Here is a 19,654-nt window from a genome sequence, read left to right on the forward strand (position 1 = left end):
ATTGTAGAAGGAATGCTACTTAAATTTAGGGGGTATATTTGAAGATATGAACATTGTAGTATTAAGCGGTGCAGGTATGAGTGCTGAAAGTGGACTAAAAACTTTCAGGGATATGGGTGGTTTATGGGAATCGTTTAAGATAGAGGATGTGGCCACTCCTGAAGCTTTTCGTAAGGATCCTGATACGGTTTTGCGATTCTACAATGAAAGGAGGAAGCAGGCCTATGTAGCAGAGCCCAATCCTGGCCATAAGCTCTTAGCAGAATTAGAACTGACGCACTCTGTAAAGATCATCACCCAAAATGTAGATGGACTACATGAAAAAGCAGGTTCCAGGACAGTATTGCATTTACATGGTGAGCTTTCCAAAGTAAGGAGTACCGGAAATCCTGAACTGATATATGAAATAGGAGGGGATTCTATTAAAAGCGGTCAATTGGCGGAGGATGGCTTTCCTTTGCGCCCACATATTGTCTGGTTTGGAGAAGAAGTGCCGCTCATGCCTTTGGCGGAAGAATGGGTAGCTGAAGCCGAGCTCTTTATCGTAGTTGGTACCAGTCTACAGGTCTATCCTGCGGCCGGTTTACTGCAATATGCCCATTGCCCCGTGTGGGTAATTGATCCACATAAATCAAATTTTAATTTTCGTTCAAATGTTCAATTTATTTCGCTTTCTGCTAGTTTAGGATTGCGGCATTTAGTGCAAGTGCTTGATCTTATGTGATTTAAATTTATGACGAAGATCATATTTTTTTCCTTATCCTTATTTAGAATGATTTTCATCATTTATTTTATCTTTGGAACCTGTAAACTACGCTTATTTAAACTTTAGTATATTATATAGACCAATGTTTACGTTAACCCTTACAATAATTACCGTATCCTAGGGGCTAGAGTTGCGCGCAGAATAAAAGGATGGTAATTGAATTTGAATGAATGGTATTGGCTCGATTTTTGGTGTAATAACAATTATGGATCCACCATGTAATCTTAATCCATTATATGAATAACGCGAATTTTAAGAATGTTTCGGCTATAATTTTAGATGATCACAAGTTGTTCGCTGATTCTTTTGCCAAGTTAGTAGAATTTACCACGCTTTTTAAATCTGTAAACGTCTATTATAATGATCAAGATTTGATCCATAGTTTAATAAGATTTAGAAGCAAGGACCCCATTTTCTTATTTGTAGATTATTACTTAGGAGAAAAGTCTTTGCCATTATTTATCAATGATTTAAGGAGAGTATCAAAAGGGATAAAGATCATTGTGGTAAGTAGTTTAGCAAATCCTTACTTGTTACAGGATTTACAAAAATACTCGCCTGACGGAATTCTAAGTAAGACAGCTACAGCAGATGAATTGTTCGACTGTATTCATGAAATCTTTAGCGGTTCTACTTTTGTTTCACCTAGTGTAAAATCCATTATGGATAGTGCGGAAGATGATGCAGGAGTTCCTTTCACGAATAGAGAAATAGAGCTCTTACAGTATTTTGCCAAAGGCTTAAGTATTAATGGAGCTGCAGAAGAATTGAAGCTTAGTAAGCATACTATTGCCGCGCACCGTCGGAAGATGATGCTTAAAACGAATACTTCTAGTATTACTGCTCTCCTGGCGGAAGCTAAGCGACTAGGAGTTATTTAGGCCATAAATAGATCATAAAAATGAATATTTTGTTTTTTGTTTTACTCATAGCCACACTGGTAGCTTGTTTCCTTTGGGTTAAATATCAAAGATTAAGGACCGAAAAGGAGATTGCTGCCTTAAGAAAGCTAGCTGAGATTCAATTAGAAGAAGCTTGCCGGCAATCTGTAAGGGAGGTGAAGTCTTTAATAGGGCAAAATCTTCATGATGAATTTTGTTCATCTTTGGCAGGCATTGTTAATCAATTGGATTTATTAAGTAAGCAATCCAATGCTTCTGAAATCAAAACAAGAATTCAAGATTTACATTTGAAAGCTAACGAGATCTATCATTCCGTAAGAACCCACAGTCATTCTCTTTATCACTCCATTGAAGATGCAGAATATTTTGAGGATAATGTTCATAGGATCTTAGATCTAATTTGCCCTAAGGATATGTACAATGTAGAATTAGATATAGATAAGGGCTTAACGCAAAAACTACATCTTGTACAGAGAATTGAGGTTTTAAGAATTCTTCAAGAAGCGTTGACTAATATCATTAAACATGCAAAATCTGCAAATGAGATTTACATCTTTTTATATGGGGATGGCAATAATGTTATTTTCCAAATAGGAGATAATGGTATGGGTACAGGGAAATTTTCTGAAGGTGTAGGTTTAAATTCTATTAAGAATAGAGTGAAAACCTTAGAAGGGAATCTGGAGATTAAGTATGATGAGGGTTTCCAATTAATGATTACCTTCCCTCTAGAGGTTTCAATGAGGAAATCAATGTATTCTGTGATATAAAAAAAGCCCCGAAATTTTCGGGGCTTTCGTTTTGTGTGCCCAGCATGTGCAATAACTCTAGGGTGTAAGTCCCGAACACGCCTTTACAGTGGGAAGTGTTAGCTTATGACAAGGGTGTCCACCGTGAGGTGGAATCTGAAGGAAGTCTGAGGCAAAACCTCGATCCGACGAACAGAAACTACATACAAGGCCGCAAGTGTTGGGTGAGGCTGCAAAACAAGCCAAAGCCCTAAACTGTACGGAAACACTATGGTAAATGTAGCGGATATATGAGGTGAAAGTTATTGTTCTTACCTGGGGAGATCTGACTAAACTCTGTCAAAGGTATACGCGAATGCCCGCGAAGAAACATATAGCAGAATAATAATGCTAGTATGCTTTAGTCAGAAGTCAGCAGAGGACATAGTACCCTGCTTCTCTACTTTATACAGGGGAAGGTCTGAATGTTAGAATGGCAAAGGAACCATGAAGTTTATGACGAAGTGTTAAAAGCCGAACCACATAAGAGAACTGCTTGCATGAGGGTAGGTCGGAAACTGATAGTAAAATGCAAGAGGAGCTTAGCTGAGTCGTGCAACGAAGTGGACACAATGCCTGAGGTTTTTTTTTAGTAATACTATGTTGGAAGAGATATTACACATCCGAAATGTCAAACACGCAGTTGATCGTGTCATCTCTAATGGAGGTGCTAGCGGAGTTGATGGTATGCAGATCGATAATCTTCGTGACTACCTTAACACGCACTGGCAATCCCTGCGATCGGATATTCTCTCTGGCACTTACCGCCCACAAGCTGTTCGGAAAGTAGAGATTCCCAAAGCAAGTGGCGGCAAGCGTATGCTGGGTATCCCAACGGTCATCGACCGTGTTATTCAGCAAAGCATTTCCCAATGGCTTGGGTTAAAGTATGAGGGTGATTTTCACGATAACAGCTACGGCTTCCGTCCGAATCGTAATGCTCATCAGGCCGTCATTAAAGCGCAAGAGTATCTGAACTTGGGCTACACGTGGGTCGTTGAACTTGATTTGGAACAATTCTTCGATCAAGTGAACCACGACATACTGATGCATCTTTTGAGCAAGAAGATTACGGATCGTCGAGTCCTAGCGCTGATCGGGAAATACCTTCGTTGTGGGATTATGGATCATGGTCTTGAACAAAAGCGAACCAAGGGCACACCACAGGGCAGTCCTTTAAGTCCACTTTTGTCAAACATCATCCTGAACGAACTGGATACGGAACTCAGCTCCCGTGGACATCGATTTGTACGTTATGCGGATGACTGTAGTATCTACGCGAAGAGCAATAAATCCGCCACTCGTATTATGCGCAACATCACCAGTTACATCGAATCTACACTAAAACTGAAAGTGAACCGTGAAAAGAGTAAGGTAAGCAAACCTTCCCAAAGTAGTTTACTCGGCTTTAGTTTCTTCAAAACTCAAGGAGATTGGCAGATTCGTATCTCTGCAAAGAGTATCGAACGAATCCGAGAGAAGTTACGTCAAAATACTCGACGTAATACAGCTACTCCTATGCATGAGCGACTGACTAAACTACGGCAAATTATTCACGGCTGGGTGGATTACTTTCGTATAGCAACGAATAAGAAGGTGATGGTAACACTAGATGAACTAGTGCGAAGACGCTTGCGTGTTCTGCTTTGGAAGCAATGGAAGACCGCAGGTAATCGAATTCGGAACTTAATGAAACTGGGAGCCAAACGCTGGCTTGCCTACCAACATGCGAACACCCGTAAATCCTATACTCGGACAGGGACAAGCCCTATCGTTCAAACAACGCTAACAAACTCATACTTTACTAAATTAGGTTACGAAGGATTTGCAGACTACTATTACTGGAGAACAACGCATCAAACGACGTTATTCTAACAAACCGCCTTGGTACGGATCCGTATGCCGGGTGGTGTGAGAGGACAGATAGGGAAATAATCCCTATCTTCCTACTCGATTATTTCTCTGCATTTAGCTGACCTCTCAACGCACGTGGGATAGTCACGGTAGCGACAGGGTTTGCAGCAGGATCAATAATTGTCAATTCAGGAAGTTCAATAGACTTCACACGAATAGATTTTCCTAAGCCTAATTCAGTAACATCTAAGTTAACAAACTCAGGGATTAATTTAGCGGGTCCTTTAACACGAACTTTTCTCAATGTTTGAACCAATTTACCCCCTTGTTTAGCACCTTTTGCTGTTCCGGTTAAACGTACAGGAATAGTGGTGGTAATCACCTTGTCAGGATTGATTTCTAACAAATCAACGTGAATCAAAGAATCATTAACCGGATGGAATTGCTTATCCTGAAGGATAGCTCTGTATTCCTTTCCGTCAATAGTTAATTTGATTTCATACGCATCAATGCTGTAAACTACAGGTCTGAACAAATACGCCGGTGCATAGAAAGAAATTTGTTCCTCTCCACCATAAAGAATGCCCGGTACATATCCTTCAGCTCTTAATTCCTGAGCAGATTGACGACCGAGATTCGCTCTTTTAAACCCTACAATCTCAGTTACTTTCATGATTAAAATTTAAGTTTTTGTTGGTAATTTATGAACAATGTACTAATTGATCCATTATCTCTAATTCTACCAATAGCATGAGCAAAAAGTTCTGCTACTGATATTACTTTTACTTTCGGATTATCTTGTCTCAATGGAATAGAGTCCGAAACGATAACCTCTTCAAACACAGAATTCGATATGATTTCATGTGCTTTGTAAGAGAATACAGGGTGTGTTGCCACAGCCCTAACAGATTTTGCTCCCTTTTCAAGGATCAACTCTGCTGCTTTACAAATGGTGCCACCGGTGTCTATCATGTCATCCACTAAGACTACGTTAGCATCTTTTACATCGCCAATCAGCTGCATACTTGCAATCTGATTCGCTACCTTTCTTTGTTTGTCACAAATGACAATATCTGCATCAAAGAAACTTGCAAATCTTCTTACCCTAGATACACCACCTACGTCAGGAGAAGCAAATATTAAGTTGTCAATGTTTTTCTCTTTCAAATAAGGGACAAACACTGAGGTTCCTTCCAAATGATCTACAGGAATGTCAAAGAATCCCTGAATCTGTCCTGCATGCAGATCTAGAGTCATCACTCTGTCTGCTCCCGCGGCAGTTAGCATATTCGCCACTAATTTCGCTCCGATAGCTACTCTTGGACGATCCTTTCTGTCTTGACGGGCATATCCGTAATACGGAATTACGGCCACCACGTAGTGAGCTGATGCTCTCCTTGCGGCGTCAATCATAAGCAGTAACTCCATTAAGTTATCTGCATTTGGGAAGGTACTTTGTACCAAAAACAAGTCACAGCCCCTTACAGATTCTTCGTAGTTGACCGATATCTCACTATCGGCGAAACGCTGTATGGATACTTTTCCAAGTTCTTTCCCGTAATAATACGCTACTTTTCCGGCTAAATACTGTGAGTTAGTGCCCGAAAAAATCTTTACTTCTGCCATGGGGTTGTTTAATTCCGAAAAGTGGTGCAAAGGTAGGAAAAATAATACGAAGTATTAAGGTGGATTGGAAAAATTAATATTATTTTGCGTAAGGATTCTTAAATTTTAGGGGAGAGATATGCAATTGTCTTTGATAGATCAGGTGCCGGAGTTCACAAAATCATACTTTTTAGACGTTTTTGCTGAAGCATCTTTTTCTAGTGGGAGAATGCGTTTGAAAACCATTCAGGGTCAGCAAGTTCCGGAAGATTTAAGCATCAGCATTCCCAGTAAATTTATCTCCCTTTATCCTGAAGGTACCATCTATAAGCTAGATACTAAATTGATCCAGAAGGATGGACGAAAACCTTATTTTGTAGCCCTAAAAGGGAAGGGCATCCAAAGAGCTATAGAGTTCTTCGACTATAACCTCAAGGTTCAAAAGAAAAATACCCATTAAATGTTGAGAAGTGTGATATAACGGTGCTGAGGAAGTTCCGAATAAATATTTGCTATTCCCCTGTTGATACTCCCCATTTCGATACTCTTTATTTTCTCCTTTATTTGATTATATAAGTTTCCATAAGGAGTAATTTCTCCCCATAAGGTCGTAGGTTGATTTTCTACATCTAATTCTTCCAAATCTATAAGCGGTATCCTCCGCACTGAAACTGAACCTTTTTTAGGGTAGTAAAAGTAGTAATCCAAAAAATGATCGCTTATAATGATCTGATGTTTCTTTCTTTCTAATGTTAAACGCAGACCTGCTGTCATGGGAGAGTGAAGCTCTATCCTTTCGTAGTACTTTTGGAAGGCTTGATAAATGCTCTCCAATGTGCCTATGTGAAGCGTTTGTTTCTCTATGACTTCTGAAAAGAAAATGAAATTATCTTTATTTATGTCATTAAAAACTAAACAGAGATATTTTTCGGCCTCCCCAAAGGCTTCTGTTGGCACTAGTGCATGTATCTGGAATTGAGAAATCAAGTGTACTGATTTCCAGTCTTTCCGACAAAGAAAGGGGTGGATGGCCATCAATTTTTCAACCTGAACAGAGGTATGGGTAGGATCAGTGCACACGCCTAAGAAATGATCCTCCAAGCATAAGATTTCCTCATCCTTCTTGGCGATGAATCTTAAACGATTAAATTGGATTTCTATATATAGATCGTACGCATCACATCGTACGGGATTAAATCTGTCGTCAACTAACATAAACCTCTTAAAAATGGGGGGCAATGCCCTTTTGGTAATTGGTGGATTTCTTCTTTTGTGAACCAGCGGAGTTCAGTCAGTATATTTCCTTCCGGATCTTTGCCTAACTGGGCAGCGAAATTACTGGCCGAAACTTTAAAATACAATTCTACTCCATGAAGTTTTCCGTAGATGACTTCATCCCAATGGTATAGCTCCTGAACTTGGATTTCTAATTTAGTTTCTTCCTTGAATTCTCTGGTCAAGGCCTGAACTATACTTTCCCCTTCTTCTACTCCTCCTCCAGGGCAATTCCAAAATATGCCGTCCTCCCCAATTCCCGAATGACGGAGAAGAAGGATTTTGTCTTCTCTCCAAAGCAAACCACACACACGCAGTCGGATCCGACCACCATACATCTCTTGAATCATTACATTCCTTTACGGTATGACTTTCCGTATTTTAATTTCTTTTCAGCCTCAATGTCTCTTCTTTTGTTGACCTTCTTGTTCTTTTCCAGCTTTTCGTGAAAAGCAGCTCCAATGTTGGCATCGGTCTTGACGGTAGGTACTTTTATGCTTTCATGCTCCATTTCAAAAGGTAGTAACCCCTCTTCAATTTCTAAATAGGGAGGAAGAGGTATTCTTTGTAATTGCAATTGGTACATCTCTTCGATCTCTGCAAAATCCTCCTCTTCTTTAGGACTTACAAATGAAATTGCAGTGCCTGAATTTCCTCCTCTCCCTGTTCTACCTATCCTATGCACGTAGTCCGTCTTTTCAGTGGGTACGTCCATGTTTACTACATGGGTGATTCCTTTGATATCCAATCCTCTAGATCCAATGTCCGTAGAGATTAAAGTCTTTATTTCACCATCCGAAAAAGATTTTATGGCTCTAAATCTATAGTTCTGAGATTTATTAGAATGGATAACTTCTACACTTTCCATTCCTCTGCTTTTTAATTCTTGGAAAAGTAGATCAGCTGCCGACTTTTGAGCTACAAAAATCAGGTTTTTTTGCATGTCCGGGTCATTTCCAAGCAGGAGATCCAGGAGGTTAATCTTGGTCTTAAAATTTGGTACTGCGTAGGTTTTTTGTAAGATACTTTCTATTGGTGTTCCTATATCATCATCTTCAATAATAATAGGAGTCTTAAAGATATCTCCAATCAAGGATCCCACTTCTTCGGATAGGGTAGCAGAGAATAGAAGGTTCTGTCTTCTTTCGGGTATTTTATTGAAAATCAGGTCAAGTTGTGGGCGAAAGCCTAAGTCTAACATCATATCAAACTCATCGATCACTAACTTCTTGATGTTCTTTACTTTTAGGACGCCAGCTGCCGCTAAATCTGTGAATCTGCCGGGTGTGGCAACCACCATGTCACAGCCTTGCATTAGTTCTGCGGCTTGAGATTTCATATTTACCCCACCGTAAACACCCACCACGTCAAAACTCATGTAAGTACTCAAGGCTTTGGCACTTTCTACCACTTGCATTACTAGCTCTCTCGTTGGGACCAATACCAGGATTTGTGGAAGTTTGTCTTTGCTAAAGGTCCACATTCTTAGTAAGGGAAGGAGGTAAGCAAAGGTTTTACCTGTGCCCGTACGGGCTATACCTGCAAGGTCTCTTCCTGACATGAGGACGGAGAATACCTTCTCCTGAATAGGAGTAGGAGAAGAAAATTGTAAATCCTCTAAAGCTCGTAAGAGTGGCTTGTTCAGATTGAGTTCGCTGAATTGCATATTACAAATGGAATAATTTACAAAATTACTCAGATCTTGTGTATATTGGTGTCGACAAATCCTTGATTTAATCTCATGAAAAAAATTCTTTTACTGCTTCTCATTCCTTGTCTTACCTTTGCACAGAAATCTGTTTCCCTTTTTAACGGTAAAAACTTAGACGGATGGATAGTCTACGGAACCGAAAAATGGTATGTAGAAAATGGACTTTTAGTCTGTGAAAGTGGGCCGGACAAAGGTTATGGTTATTTGGGTACTGAAAAATCTTATAAAGATTTTGAGCTCACTTTAGAATTTTTGCCGGAAGCTAATGGAAATAGTGGTGTTTTTTTTCATTCCAGTATCGAAGGCACCAGAGTAAGTGGATGGCAGGCTGAGGTGGCTCCTCCGGGTCATTTCTCAGGTGGGATTTATGAGTCCTATAAAAGGGGATGGTTAATTAAGCCTGATCCTTCGAAAGATAATGTGAAGATGAATGCCTGGAACAAGATGAAGATCCGTGTGAAGGGAGATGAGGTGACAACTTGGGTAAATGGAGTGCAGATGGTGTACTTGAAAGACCAGGTCTTTGCTGATTCAGATGGAAAGATTGCCCTTCAGATTCATGACGGAGGTGGAATCAAGGTAAAGTGGAAGAATTTAAAGTTGAAAAATTTATAATATAATGGCAGCAGAAAACGCAGATAAGTTAAAAATACTTCAGTCAACACTGGATAAATTAGACAAGTCCTTTGGAAAAGGTACGGTAATGCGCTTGAGTGATACGAAAGTGCTTGACGTTCCTGTAATTTCCACCGGGTCTTTAGGTTTGGACTTGGCCTTAGGGGTAAATGGTTTGCCAAAAGGTAGGGTGATTGAAATCTACGGACCGGAATCTTCCGGTAAAACTACCTTAGCCATGCATGCCATAGCAGAAGCGCAGAAGCAAGGTGGAATAGCTGCATTTATAGATGCAGAACATGCATTTGATAGAGTGTACGCTGAGAAACTAGGTATTGATACTAAGAACTTACTGATTTCTCAACCGGATTATGGTGAGCAGGCGCTTGAGATTGCTGAACATCTTATTGCTTCAGGAGCTATAGATATTTGCGTGATAGACTCAGTTGCAGCCCTTGTTCCAAAAGCTGAATTAGACGGTGAAATGGGAGACAGCAAAATGGGTCTTCAGGCTCGTTTGATGTCGCAAGCCTTGAGGAAATTGACGGGTACGATAAATAAAACGGGTTGTACCTGTATCTTTATTAACCAGCTGAGAGATAAAATCGGAGTCATGTTTGGTTCTCCTGAGACTACTACCGGTGGTAATGCCTTGAAATTCTATGCTTCTATACGTATAGATATCCGTAGAATAGGTCAGATCAAGGATAACGAAGGAAATATCATAGGTAACCGTACCCGTGTAAAGGTTGTCAAAAACAAAGTAGCTCCTCCTTTTAAAGTGATCGAATTTGATATCATGTACGGAGAGGGAGTTTCTAAATCCGGTGAGGTACTAGATTTAGCGGTGGATCTGGATATCATTAAGAAATCAGGATCTTGGTTCTCTTACGGTGCAGATCGTTTAGGGCAAGGTAGAGATGCAGTTAAGGCTCTGATTAAAGATAATCCTGAGCTTATGGCTGATATTGAAGAAAAGATCAAAGCTACAGTGGCGGGAAATGCTGACGCCCTGATGGATAAAAGTGGAAGTATTGAAGAGTAAGGTGCTTAATTTAAGCACCTTTTATTTAACTTTTCGTAAAGAATTGCGTCTAATGAATAGTTAAATGTCATTTTTTTACGTTATGTTAAAAAGTAAATCCACTATGCTGAGACTGAGTATCTTACTTGTTCCTTTGCTATTTCTTTCTTTTAGGTCTAAGAATGATACCTTCCAATTAGGGGAAGAATACGGCTATAGGATTAAGTTTGGGATCTTAACCCTAGGTTCTGCAAACGTTGCAGTGGATAATAAAACCCATACGGTAAATGGATTGCCCTGCTATAGAATAAATGTCTCAGGCAGGACAGAAGGTATTACGGATCTGTACCGTGTAAGAAATACCTACACCTCATACATGGATACCCTGCAATATTTTCCTCAAAAATTTGAGTATAGTGCAAGGGAAAACAATTACAAAAGGGACCAGATTCTCTATTTTGATCACCGCAAGAACGTAGTTGTTAAAAAAGAAAAGGAGTCAGTGGACACTTACAGTGTTCCTACGCACATACATGATGTCATAAGCGGTTATTATTCTCTTCGCCATATAGATTTTTCCACCTATTATTTAGGTCAAACCTATACTGCTCCATTGTTTTTTGATGATGAGTCCTACCGATTTAAGGTGAAATATGCTGGGAAAGGGACGGTTAAAACTCGTTTTGGTAAGATAAATGTAGTAAAACTGCATCCTATCCTGCCTGAAAACAAACTTTTTAAAGGGGAAGAAGCCATCCGAGTATGGGTGAGTGATGATAAAAATAGAGTGCCAATAAAGATTGAAGTAGACTTCTCTTTCGGTACGATAGTGATGGAATTACGAAAGTATAAGAAGAATCTTTATCCCTTTAACTTTTTCTCGTAACTTAACATACGGTAGCGAAAAATGTAGGGTTTATGGATAAATTGTATCGTTAACTCTATATTTTTTGTGTTCTGTGTAAAGTTTTGAAATTTTCTATCTAACTTTGTCAGAAGAAAAAATCCCAATTATTAAATGAAAATAGCAGTTGTAGGAACAGGGTATGTAGGTTTAGTGACCGGAACCTGTTTTTCAGAGACAGGAAACGAAGTAACCTGTATCGATATTGATCAAGCAAAAGTAGACAGCCTTAAAAAAGGTAAGATAACCATATATGAACCGGGTTTAGAACCTATTTTTGATAGAAATAGAAAAGACGGGCGACTAAAATTTACCACTGATCTTGCAGAAGGTATTAAGGAAGCGGAAGTGATCTTTTTAGCTCTTCCTACACCTCCGGGTGAGGATGGTTCAGCAGATTTGAAATACATTTTGGGGGTAGCTGATCAAATTGGTAAAGTATTAGATCACTATGCGGTGATTGTAGATAAGAGTACAGTTCCGGTAGGTACTGCGGAAAAGGTTCATGCTAAGATCGCTGCTAATGCTAAAGTAGAATTTGATGTGGTTTCAAATCCCGAATTCTTGCGTGAAGGTGTAGCTGTAGAAGATTTCATGAAGCCGGATAGAGTGGTAGTTGGTACAAGTTCAGATAGAGCGAAAGCTATCATGGAACGTTTGTATGCCCCATTGGTACGTCAAGGTAATCCTATCATCTTCATGGATGAGAGATCAGCTGAAATGACAAAATATGCCGCTAACTCCTTTTTGGCCATGAAGATTACCTTTATGAATGAAATGGCTAATCTATGTGAACTTGCCGGGGCTAATGTAGACAATGTTAGAAAAGGTATTGGTACTGACAGTAGAATTGGTAAAAGATTCTTATTCCCAGGTATAGGTTATGGTGGATCTTGTTTCCCTAAAGATGTTCAGGCTCTAGGGAAAACTGCTCAGGAGTTTAACTATGATTTCAAGATCCTGAAGTCTATCATGTTAGTTAATGAGAAGCAGAAAGTGAAGCTTATACCACAAGTGAAAGAGTATTTCAATGGTGATCTTAAAGGAAAGACCATTGCTCTATGGGGATTGGCCTTTAAACCTTATACGGATGATATCAGGGAAGCTCCATCCTTGTACAATATCAAAGCATTGAAGAGGGCAGGAGCGAAGGTAGTAGTTTTTGACCCTGAAGCCATGAACAATGTTAAGAAAGAGGTTGGCAAGAAAGTGAAGTACGCTTCTAATATGTATGAAGCTCTTGAAGGTGCAGATGCCTTGATGATCATGACAGAATGGCCAGAATTTAGAACGCCTGATTTTTCTAAGATGAAGGATAAATTAAAAAATAAGGTCATCTTTGATGGTAGAAACTTATATGATTTACACGAAATCAAGGCTCAAGGATTTGAATATTATTCCATTGGTAGAGAGACTGTAAAATGAAAAGAATATTAATTACTGGAGGGGCCGGTTTTTTAGGCTCTCACCTTTGCGATAGATTTGTAAAAGAAGGTTACCATGTGATGGCCATGGATAACCTTATTACAGGAGATTTAAGGAATATTGAGCATTTGTTCAAGTTGCCTAATTTCGAGTTCTATCAACATGATGTTTCGAAATTTATCCATGTACCGGGTGAATTGCATTACATCCTGCATTTTGCGTCTCCAGCCAGCCCTATAGATTATCTAAAGATTCCTATTCAAACTTTGAAAGTAGGATCATTAGGTATTCATAATTGCCTAGGTTTAGCTAGAGTAAAGAACGCTCGGGTATTAATTGCTTCCACTTCTGAGGTTTACGGTGATCCACAAGTACACCCTCAAACGGAAGACTACTGGGGACATGTAAATCCAGTAGGTCCTAGGGGCGTTTATGATGAAGCGAAACGTTTCCAAGAAGCCATGACCATGGCCTACCATACCTATCACGGCCTTGAAACCAGAATTGTAAGGATCTTTAATACCTATGGTCCAAGAATGCGTTTGAACGATGGACGAGTACTTCCTGCTTTTATTGGCCAGGCATTAAGAGGTGAAGATTTAACCATTTTTGGAGATGGTTCTCAAACGCGTTCTTTCTGTTACGTTGATGATTTAGTGGAAGGTATCTATAGATTATTGTTGTCAGATTACCCAAATCCTGTAAACATAGGTAACCCTTCTGAGATTACGATTAAGGAGTTTGCTGAGGAGATTATTAAACTCACTGGTACAGATCAAAAGGTTGTTTATAAAGATCTTCCGAAAGATGATCCTAAACAGCGCCAACCGGATATCACTAAGGCTAAAGAGATTTTAGGCTGGGAGCCTAAAGTGGATAGAGCAGAAGGTTTGAAGAAAACGTATGAATACTTCAAGAACTTACCTCAAGAAAGGTGGTTCGAAGAGGCTAAGCATAGAGAGTTTTAAGCTACAAAAAGCCCCCAATTTTAGAGTGCCCCCAAAAAGTTAGACACTAATTGGGGGCATTTTTATTTTTGGGCTTAATCCAGTCTTAAGAAATCACCGGCCTTATTGAATTCAAGTTCTAGTCGGTTGTCCAATTCCACTTTCTGTCTATTATCGTCAAGCTCATATTCTAATATTCCTACACCCGGATATTCTCTTTGTACGTATTCCCAAATTTTTGCCGGAATCACAGATTGAGGTAGAGCTGATTTGGCCTCAATGGATTTAATATTGTGCTTTTTGTTGAATTCTAGCACTATGTTCCCTTCCAGGATGACATCGTAAGATTTTGATAAACCTTCTCTTTCCTTTTCTACTTGTAGAACCTTGTGGTTAGGGAAATGAGTTTGAAGGTAGTTTGTGATGGCAGACGGAATTTCATTTTCAGCTAGCACTTTGTTTGATTCACATGCAGTGAATAGTACAGATAGTAATGCGATAATTACCAGGTTTTTCATGTTATTTAAATTTTAGTGAATTAACTGTCTATACGTAGAAAGTTTCCCTCTCGGTCGAATTCCAACTCCAGACCGTTACTGATTTCCACTTCGTACTTTTTCTTTTCTTTTTCAATCTTTACTACTTCGTTATTCGGAAAGCTTTTCTTTATATATGTCAGTATTTTTTCAGGAATAAAACGGGTAGGTATTGGCTTTCTATGCCCGTCTACTTCTTTCCAATTTCCGTTTTTGTCGAACTTTATTTTCAACTTCCCCTGAAAGGTAACTTGGTAAATGGTTTCCAAATAATCCTCGGTTTCTTTAAGTATCTGTTGAGCTTTCTCTTTGGTGAAATTAGTTTTTAAAAATGTCTGTGCTTTTTGAGGTAGTTCATCCCAGTCTATCTTTTTGTCTTTTTGAGCAAAAAGTGCCATGGGGAACAACAGAAGCACTATTATCTTTTTCATGATTCAAATTTTTGATGTGAATTGGGAAAAATTTGGGAATTATATCTTTTTTAAAGAAAAAAGGTGAAATTCTTTTTCATAGGTATAGTGGATCTTTAAATTCGGATATGTACCCACTATACTTTGTACAATAGAAAGCCCCAAGCCGGTGCTTTGGCTGTCTCCTGGGAATTTGTAGAATCTATCGTAGATGATCTCCGGATTCAAAGGTGGTAATTCAGAGGTGTTGCCAATAGTGAATCCTTTGGAATCTATTTTTACTTCTATTTTGCCTCCTTTGAAATTGTATTTGATGGCATTTCTATACAGATTTGATATTAGTATTTTAATCAATCCTCTGTGAGCCTTAATATGGAATTCTTCATTGAGTTTTGTGTGAACATGAAGTTCTTTGAATATGACCAGGTCTTGTAGTTCTTCCTCTATTTCTGACCAAACTGCTGATACTGGTATCTCTTCTTTCTCCGGGAACTGACGGTTTTCGATTTTGGATAGCATGAGCAAGTTTCGGTTCAATTGTACCAGACGGTGTAAAGCTGATTTGGCCTGGTCTATTCTTTGGCTCTGAATTTCATCTAGTTGTCCTTCCGCTAATAGCAGTTCTAATTGTCCAATGGTGATGGTCAAAGGGGTTTGAAGCTCGTGTGAGGCATTCTCTATGAAGGTCCTTTGCTTATGAAACAAGGATTCGTTCCTGTCTATCATGTCTTGTACCTTATCTGAAAGAATTTGGAACTCCGTAACTCCCTCATCTATTCTTCTGACCTGGTTTTTATTCCCAAATTGGTAATTCTGCAGATCTTCTGTTAGTCGGCTGAGAGGCTTCAGTGCCCTCCTAAGTACCCCATTGTTAATGAGGAATATGGTTAATAAAAGTAGGAGATATAAGACAAAGAGGGCTATGCTTAAGTCTATAATCAAGTCATCCTCCTCTACAGTTGAGGTTCTAATTTCCAGGGAATACGCTTGTCCGTCAGGTCCGTAGAATCCCGTTCTTAGAATCCGATAGGGCTCCATTTCTGCATCGTATTCCATGTAGATGAATTCTCTGGAAAAGACGTTCTTCTTTTGTATGCTATCTGTAGGTATGATGCGAAATTGGTTTACACCATATTCTCTTGTATTTAAAATAGTACTGTCCAAATAGGCTTGGCGAATGATATTGATCTTTTGATTTTTTAATCCATCATCTACATTGTCATAAACTTCATCTAGGATAAAGGCATAGAACAATGCTGCCCAAATAGCTACCACCAGCGGTAGGGCATAGGCCAAGTGTTTTAGGGTATAGTTTTTTAGTGATTTTGCCATTTAAACCAATTTATATCCTACTCCGTATACCGCTTGCAAGTCAGCATCAGCTCCGCTCTCTTTCAATTTCTTACGTAGGTTTTTGATTTGGGAGTATATAAAATCCAAACTATCGGCTTGATCGATGTGGTCGCCCCAGACAGATTCAGCTAGCGTAGTTCTCTGTATGAGTCTACCCGGACGTATCATGAAATAGTAAAGTACGTCATATTCTTTTCTATTGAGCGCTACATGGTTACCGGCTACTAGGAAGTCTCGCGTTTCCGGATATAAGCAGAGGTTCTTATATTCTATTTTATTTTCACCTTGTTGATTACGTCTTCTCAGTGCCGACTTCAAACGGGAGTGGAGTTCCACTAGGTGGAAAGGTTTGGCCAGATAGTCATCTGCACCCAGATCCAAGCCTTTGACCTTATCTTCTACCGCATCTTTGGCAGAAAGTATGATGACGGAGGTGTTAGGCTGGGATGACCTAATCTCCGAAAGTAAATCTAAACCATTTCCGTCAGGAAGCATGAGGTCCAAAAGAATAGCGTCATATTGGTAATCCTCAATTTTTAGCAAGCCTTCTTTGAATGTGGAGGCGGACTCAACTAAATATTGAGCTTCTTCCAGAGACTCCTGGATCAGCTTGCTGATTTCTGTTTCGTCTTCTACAATCAGTATTTTCATACTTCAAGTTTAGGGGGAAATTTTGGAAAGATTTAGTAATTGTTAGTATTTCCTATTTTATCTAAACGTCCTATCATTTTAGCTAAATGGGGTGCTTGCGTTGATGATGTGAAGGAACTTTAAGAAATTTAGGAAAATGTTAAACAACCCAGACATGAAATCTATTTTCAGATCGCTCATTTTGGCTGCTCTAATTGGGAATTCGGCTACGGCTCAGTCCCCTTGGGAAAGAATTGCTAAGATGCCTTCTACCTTAGGGGTAGAGAAAGGAAGCAAAAGCTTTAAAACTTCCGATTTTTATCTCGAAATTTTAAATTCCTCTCATACTGCAGCTGCGTTTTCTCCAGTTAAAGACACCATTTTTGATTACACTCCTGATGAACGTCTAAAACTAAGGGACAAGGATGGTTTTTACCATTTGGGAGATATCAATATTCGTTATAAGAAGATAAGTGAAAAGGAATGGACTTCATTTTCTTCTGCTAAGAAGAGAGTGGATGTCTTACCATTAAGTGGAGGCAAATCTGTAATTGCAGCTTCTGATTTAGGTCCGGCTTTAGGAGAAAATTCTTCCATATCTGTAAAACGTTTTTGGGAGTTAGAAGGGAAGAATATTGTTCTGAGATTTGAGATTTCCAACTTAAGTAAGGAAGAAGTGGAGATTGGTTCATTAGGGATTCCAATGATCTTTAATAACATCCTACAAGACAAGAAGTTGGATGATGCACACATGGATAATGTGTTTTTTGATCCTTACATTGGGAAAGATGCAGGTTATATTCAGGTGAATAGGTTACATGGCAAGGGACAAAGTTTACTGGTGCTGCCTCACTTGAATGCAAGTTTTGAGGCCTATAATCCTTTGAATGATGATCCTACACCTAGAAGCATAGTTTTTGAAGGTTTTCATGAATGGATGATACATTCAAAAGCCCATGCAGAGAACGAATGGAAAGGCGTAGAGCAATGGAATGAGCCCACTTCAGCCATTCTTAAGGCTGGCGAAAAACGTCAATATGCTTTGAAGTTTGTATTTGCTCCTTCCATTAGAGAAATAGAAAGCCAATTGGAAAAAGAGAAGCGCCCTGTTGCAATTGGTATACCGGGTTATGTATTACCTTTTAATGAGGTAGGGGCTTTGCATTTAAAGTATGGAAAAAAGGTTCAAAGTATAGAGGTGCATCCTGCCGGATCTTTGGCCATAAGTCCTAAGTCCGTTAATGCTAAATGGCAGTCTTACGAGGTCATTGGAAAGGTTTGGGGAAGGTCTAGAGTTACAGTGAAATATAAAGACGGTACCGTTCAAACCATACATTACAAGGTGATTAAGTCCCAGGAGGAAGTGGTGAAAGACCTAGGTAATTTCTTGACCACTAAACAATGGTTTGACGATAAAGATGATCCTTTTGGTCGTGCTCCATCTATCATCACCTATGATTATGAAGAACAAAGGCAAGTCACTCAAGAGCAAAGAGCATGGTACGCAGGTTTAAGTGACGAGGCGGGAGCTGCTAGTTGGCTAGCCGCTTTCATGAAGCAAGCTTTGATTCAGGATAAAGGGGAAATTGAAAAGATCAAAAGATTTGCCAACGAAACACTTTGGGGTAAATTACAATACTCGGAAGGGCCTAAAAAGTACGGTGTAAAGAAGAGTATGTTCTATTATGAGCCGGATTCTTTGCCAAAAGGAACCTATAGAGAAGATATCAATTGGAATGTGTGGTCAGCTTGGAAGAAGAAGGAAGCTGATAGTCCGGGAAGATCTTATAACTACCCTCATGTAGCTGCAGCACATTGGGTGCTTTATAAGTTAGCTCGAAACCACGAAGGATTGGCTGAAAACTGGAAGCAGCATTTAGAAAATGCATTCCACACCAGTATAGCTATGGTTAGATTAGCCCCTCACTACGCTCAATTTGGTCAAATGGAAGGTACTGTATTCCTTTTGATCCTGGAGGACTTGAAGAGGGAAGGCATTCTGGATATGGCAAATGAACTTGAGGCAGCCATGAAGCAAAGAGCTGACCATTGGAAGTCTTTAGGTTATCCATTTGGTAGTGAGATGCCTTGGGACTCTACCGGACAAGAGGAGGTTTATATGTGGTCCAAATACTTTGGAAATCATGATAAAGCGGATGTGACTCTAAATGCGATCTTGGCATATATGCCTACCTTACCGCACTGGGGGTATAATGGTAGTGCACGTAGATACTGGGACTTTGTGTATGGAGGAAAGCTTTCTAGAATCGAGCGTCAGTTGCACCACTACGGTTCAGCATTGAACTCAATACCTGTTTCTGATGCGTACAGGGAAAATCCTAATGATTTTTATCTTTTGAGGGTAGGTCACGCGGGCGCAATGGGCGCTTTGGCAAATGTAACCCAAGACGGTTTTGGACCGGCAGCATTCCACTCTTATCCTTCTACTTTGGCAAATGATGGGATTACCGGTGACTACGGTTCTGGCTTCTTTGGCTATGCTGTGAACTCAGGAACATACATTGTTAAACATCCTGAATTCGGATATGTGGCTTTCAGTGGGAATGCAAAGAAAGAGGGCGACTGGGTGATTACAGAGGTAACAACTGCAGGTAAAAACAGGATATTCCTAGCACCTGAGAAAGTATGGATTACTTTAGAGGCAGGTAGAGTTTCAACGGTGAAATACAACACGAAAACGAAGGAAGTGGAACTGGTTTTAGAAGGAGCTAATGAACATACAAAGAATGCATTGGTTCAAATCAACAGGGAAGTGAAAACTTCTGCTACAAAAGACGAGAGAGGGTTTTACAAGGTAGAACTTTCGGAAGGTGAGAATCTATTCAAACTACGTTTATATTAATTAGTTTAGCATATAATTAAGGTTTATCAGAGTGGGTAAGGCTTTT

At 39.5% G+C, this 19,654-nt stretch carries 20 protein-coding genes; 11 read left to right on the top strand and 9 right to left on the bottom strand.

The window, feature by feature from the left end:
• Positions 1-46 precede the first annotated feature (46 nt).
• The 4 genes from LBYS_RS00425 to ltrA all read left to right on the top strand — a co-directional run bounded on the left by LBYS_RS00425 (position 47) and on the right by ltrA (position 4,331).
• Positions 47-724: a Sir2 family NAD-dependent protein deacetylase gene (locus LBYS_RS00425; protein WP_013406936.1), complete on the top strand. Its 678-nt coding sequence runs from the start codon at positions 47-49 to the stop codon at positions 722-724.
• Positions 725-1,002: 278 nt separating this feature from the next.
• Complete coding sequence (locus LBYS_RS00430; RefSeq protein WP_013406937.1) at positions 1,003-1,647, top strand: response regulator transcription factor; 645 nt, start codon at positions 1,003-1,005, stop codon at positions 1,645-1,647.
• A gap of 20 nt (positions 1,648-1,667) precedes the next feature.
• Positions 1,668-2,438 (top strand): sensor histidine kinase, encoded by a 771-nt coding sequence (locus LBYS_RS00435; RefSeq protein WP_013406938.1) that lies wholly within the window; start codon positions 1,668-1,670, stop codon positions 2,436-2,438.
• A gap of 618 nt (positions 2,439-3,056) precedes the next feature.
• Complete coding sequence (gene ltrA, locus LBYS_RS00440; protein WP_049781352.1) at positions 3,057-4,331, top strand: group II intron reverse transcriptase/maturase; 1,275 nt, start codon at positions 3,057-3,059, stop codon at positions 4,329-4,331.
• 79 nt (positions 4,332-4,410) lie between these two features.
• On the opposite strand, the gene LBYS_RS00445 is transcribed toward ltrA, so the two are convergent.
• Positions 4,411-4,983, bottom strand: a complete 573-nt coding sequence (locus LBYS_RS00445; protein WP_013406939.1) for a 50S ribosomal protein L25 — start codon at positions 4,981-4,983, stop codon at positions 4,411-4,413.
• Positions 4,984-4,985: 2 nt separating this feature from the next.
• A complete protein-coding gene (locus LBYS_RS00450) occupies positions 4,986-5,936 on the bottom strand; it encodes a ribose-phosphate pyrophosphokinase (RefSeq protein WP_013406940.1) in 951 nt (316 codons plus the stop codon).
• A gap of 118 nt (positions 5,937-6,054) precedes the next feature.
• Between LBYS_RS00450 and LBYS_RS00455 the strand changes: the two genes are divergently transcribed.
• Complete coding sequence (locus LBYS_RS00455; protein ID WP_013406941.1) at positions 6,055-6,375, top strand: hypothetical protein; 321 nt, start codon at positions 6,055-6,057, stop codon at positions 6,373-6,375.
• On the opposite strand, the gene LBYS_RS00460 is transcribed toward LBYS_RS00455, so the two are convergent.
• From LBYS_RS00460 to LBYS_RS00470, 3 genes are read right to left on the bottom strand one after another with little or no spacing between them, the layout of a single operon-like run.
• Positions 6,372-7,130, bottom strand: coding sequence for a DUF3822 family protein (locus LBYS_RS00460; RefSeq protein WP_013406942.1), 759 nt, complete (start codon positions 7,128-7,130; stop codon positions 6,372-6,374). The two genes, LBYS_RS00455 and LBYS_RS00460, sit on opposite strands and share 4 nt — an antisense overlap.
• Complete coding sequence (locus tag LBYS_RS00465; RefSeq protein WP_049781279.1) at positions 7,124-7,540, bottom strand: NUDIX domain-containing protein; 417 nt, start codon at positions 7,538-7,540, stop codon at positions 7,124-7,126. The genes LBYS_RS00460 and LBYS_RS00465 overlap by 7 nt, the downstream gene beginning before the upstream one ends.
• Positions 7,540-8,856: a DEAD/DEAH box helicase gene (locus LBYS_RS00470; RefSeq protein ID WP_013406944.1), complete on the bottom strand. Its 1,317-nt coding sequence runs from the start codon at positions 8,854-8,856 to the stop codon at positions 7,540-7,542. Before LBYS_RS00470 ends, LBYS_RS00465 begins: the two co-directional genes overlap by 1 nt.
• A gap of 75 nt (positions 8,857-8,931) precedes the next feature.
• Between LBYS_RS00470 and LBYS_RS00475 the strand changes: the two genes are divergently transcribed.
• From LBYS_RS00475 to LBYS_RS00495, 5 genes are all read left to right on the top strand, one after another.
• Positions 8,932-9,516 carry a 3-keto-disaccharide hydrolase gene (locus LBYS_RS00475; RefSeq protein WP_013406945.1) on the top strand — a complete coding sequence of 195 codons (585 nt, stop codon included), beginning with the start codon at positions 8,932-8,934 and terminating at the stop codon, positions 9,514-9,516.
• A gap of 4 nt (positions 9,517-9,520) precedes the next feature.
• Positions 9,521-10,561 (top strand): recombinase RecA, encoded by a 1,041-nt coding sequence (recA, locus tag LBYS_RS00480; protein ID WP_013406946.1) that lies wholly within the window; start codon positions 9,521-9,523, stop codon positions 10,559-10,561.
• Positions 10,562-10,664: 103 nt separating this feature from the next.
• On the top strand, positions 10,665-11,426 hold the full coding sequence (locus tag LBYS_RS00485) for a DUF3108 domain-containing protein (RefSeq protein ID WP_013406947.1): 762 nt from the start codon (positions 10,665-10,667) through the stop codon (positions 11,424-11,426).
• A 132-nt stretch (positions 11,427-11,558) separates the two neighbouring features.
• Entirely contained in the window at positions 11,559-12,869 is a 1,311-nt protein-coding gene (locus tag LBYS_RS00490) for a UDP-glucose dehydrogenase family protein (RefSeq protein ID WP_013406948.1), read from the top strand.
• A complete protein-coding gene (locus LBYS_RS00495) occupies positions 12,866-13,837 on the top strand; it encodes a UDP-glucuronic acid decarboxylase family protein (protein ID WP_013406949.1) in 972 nt (323 codons plus the stop codon). Before LBYS_RS00490 ends, LBYS_RS00495 begins: the two co-directional genes overlap by 4 nt.
• A gap of 74 nt (positions 13,838-13,911) precedes the next feature.
• On the opposite strand, the gene LBYS_RS00500 is transcribed toward LBYS_RS00495, so the two are convergent.
• From LBYS_RS00500 to LBYS_RS00515, 4 genes are read right to left on the bottom strand one after another with little or no spacing between them, the layout of a single operon-like run.
• Entirely contained in the window at positions 13,912-14,334 is a 423-nt protein-coding gene (locus LBYS_RS00500) for a PepSY-like domain-containing protein (protein WP_013406950.1), read from the bottom strand.
• A gap of 20 nt (positions 14,335-14,354) precedes the next feature.
• A complete protein-coding gene (locus LBYS_RS00505) occupies positions 14,355-14,783 on the bottom strand; it encodes a PepSY-like domain-containing protein (RefSeq protein ID WP_013406951.1) in 429 nt (142 codons plus the stop codon).
• Between the two features lie 39 nt (positions 14,784-14,822).
• Positions 14,823-16,094 (bottom strand): sensor histidine kinase, encoded by a 1,272-nt coding sequence (locus LBYS_RS00510; RefSeq protein WP_013406952.1) that lies wholly within the window; start codon positions 16,092-16,094, stop codon positions 14,823-14,825.
• A complete protein-coding gene (locus LBYS_RS00515; protein ID WP_013406953.1) occupies positions 16,095-16,766 on the bottom strand; it encodes a response regulator transcription factor in 672 nt (223 codons plus the stop codon). It abuts the gene before it with no gap.
• Between the two features lie 154 nt (positions 16,767-16,920).
• Here LBYS_RS00515 and LBYS_RS00520 point away from each other — a divergent pair, with 154 nt between their 5' ends.
• A complete protein-coding gene (locus tag LBYS_RS00520) occupies positions 16,921-19,608 on the top strand; it encodes a DUF5695 domain-containing protein (protein WP_013406954.1) in 2,688 nt (895 codons plus the stop codon).
• Positions 19,609-19,654 lie beyond the last annotated feature (46 nt).

The organism is Leadbetterella byssophila DSM 17132 (genome assembly GCF_000166395.1).
Taxonomy (GTDB): domain Bacteria; phylum Bacteroidota; class Bacteroidia; order Cytophagales; family Spirosomataceae; genus Leadbetterella; species Leadbetterella byssophila.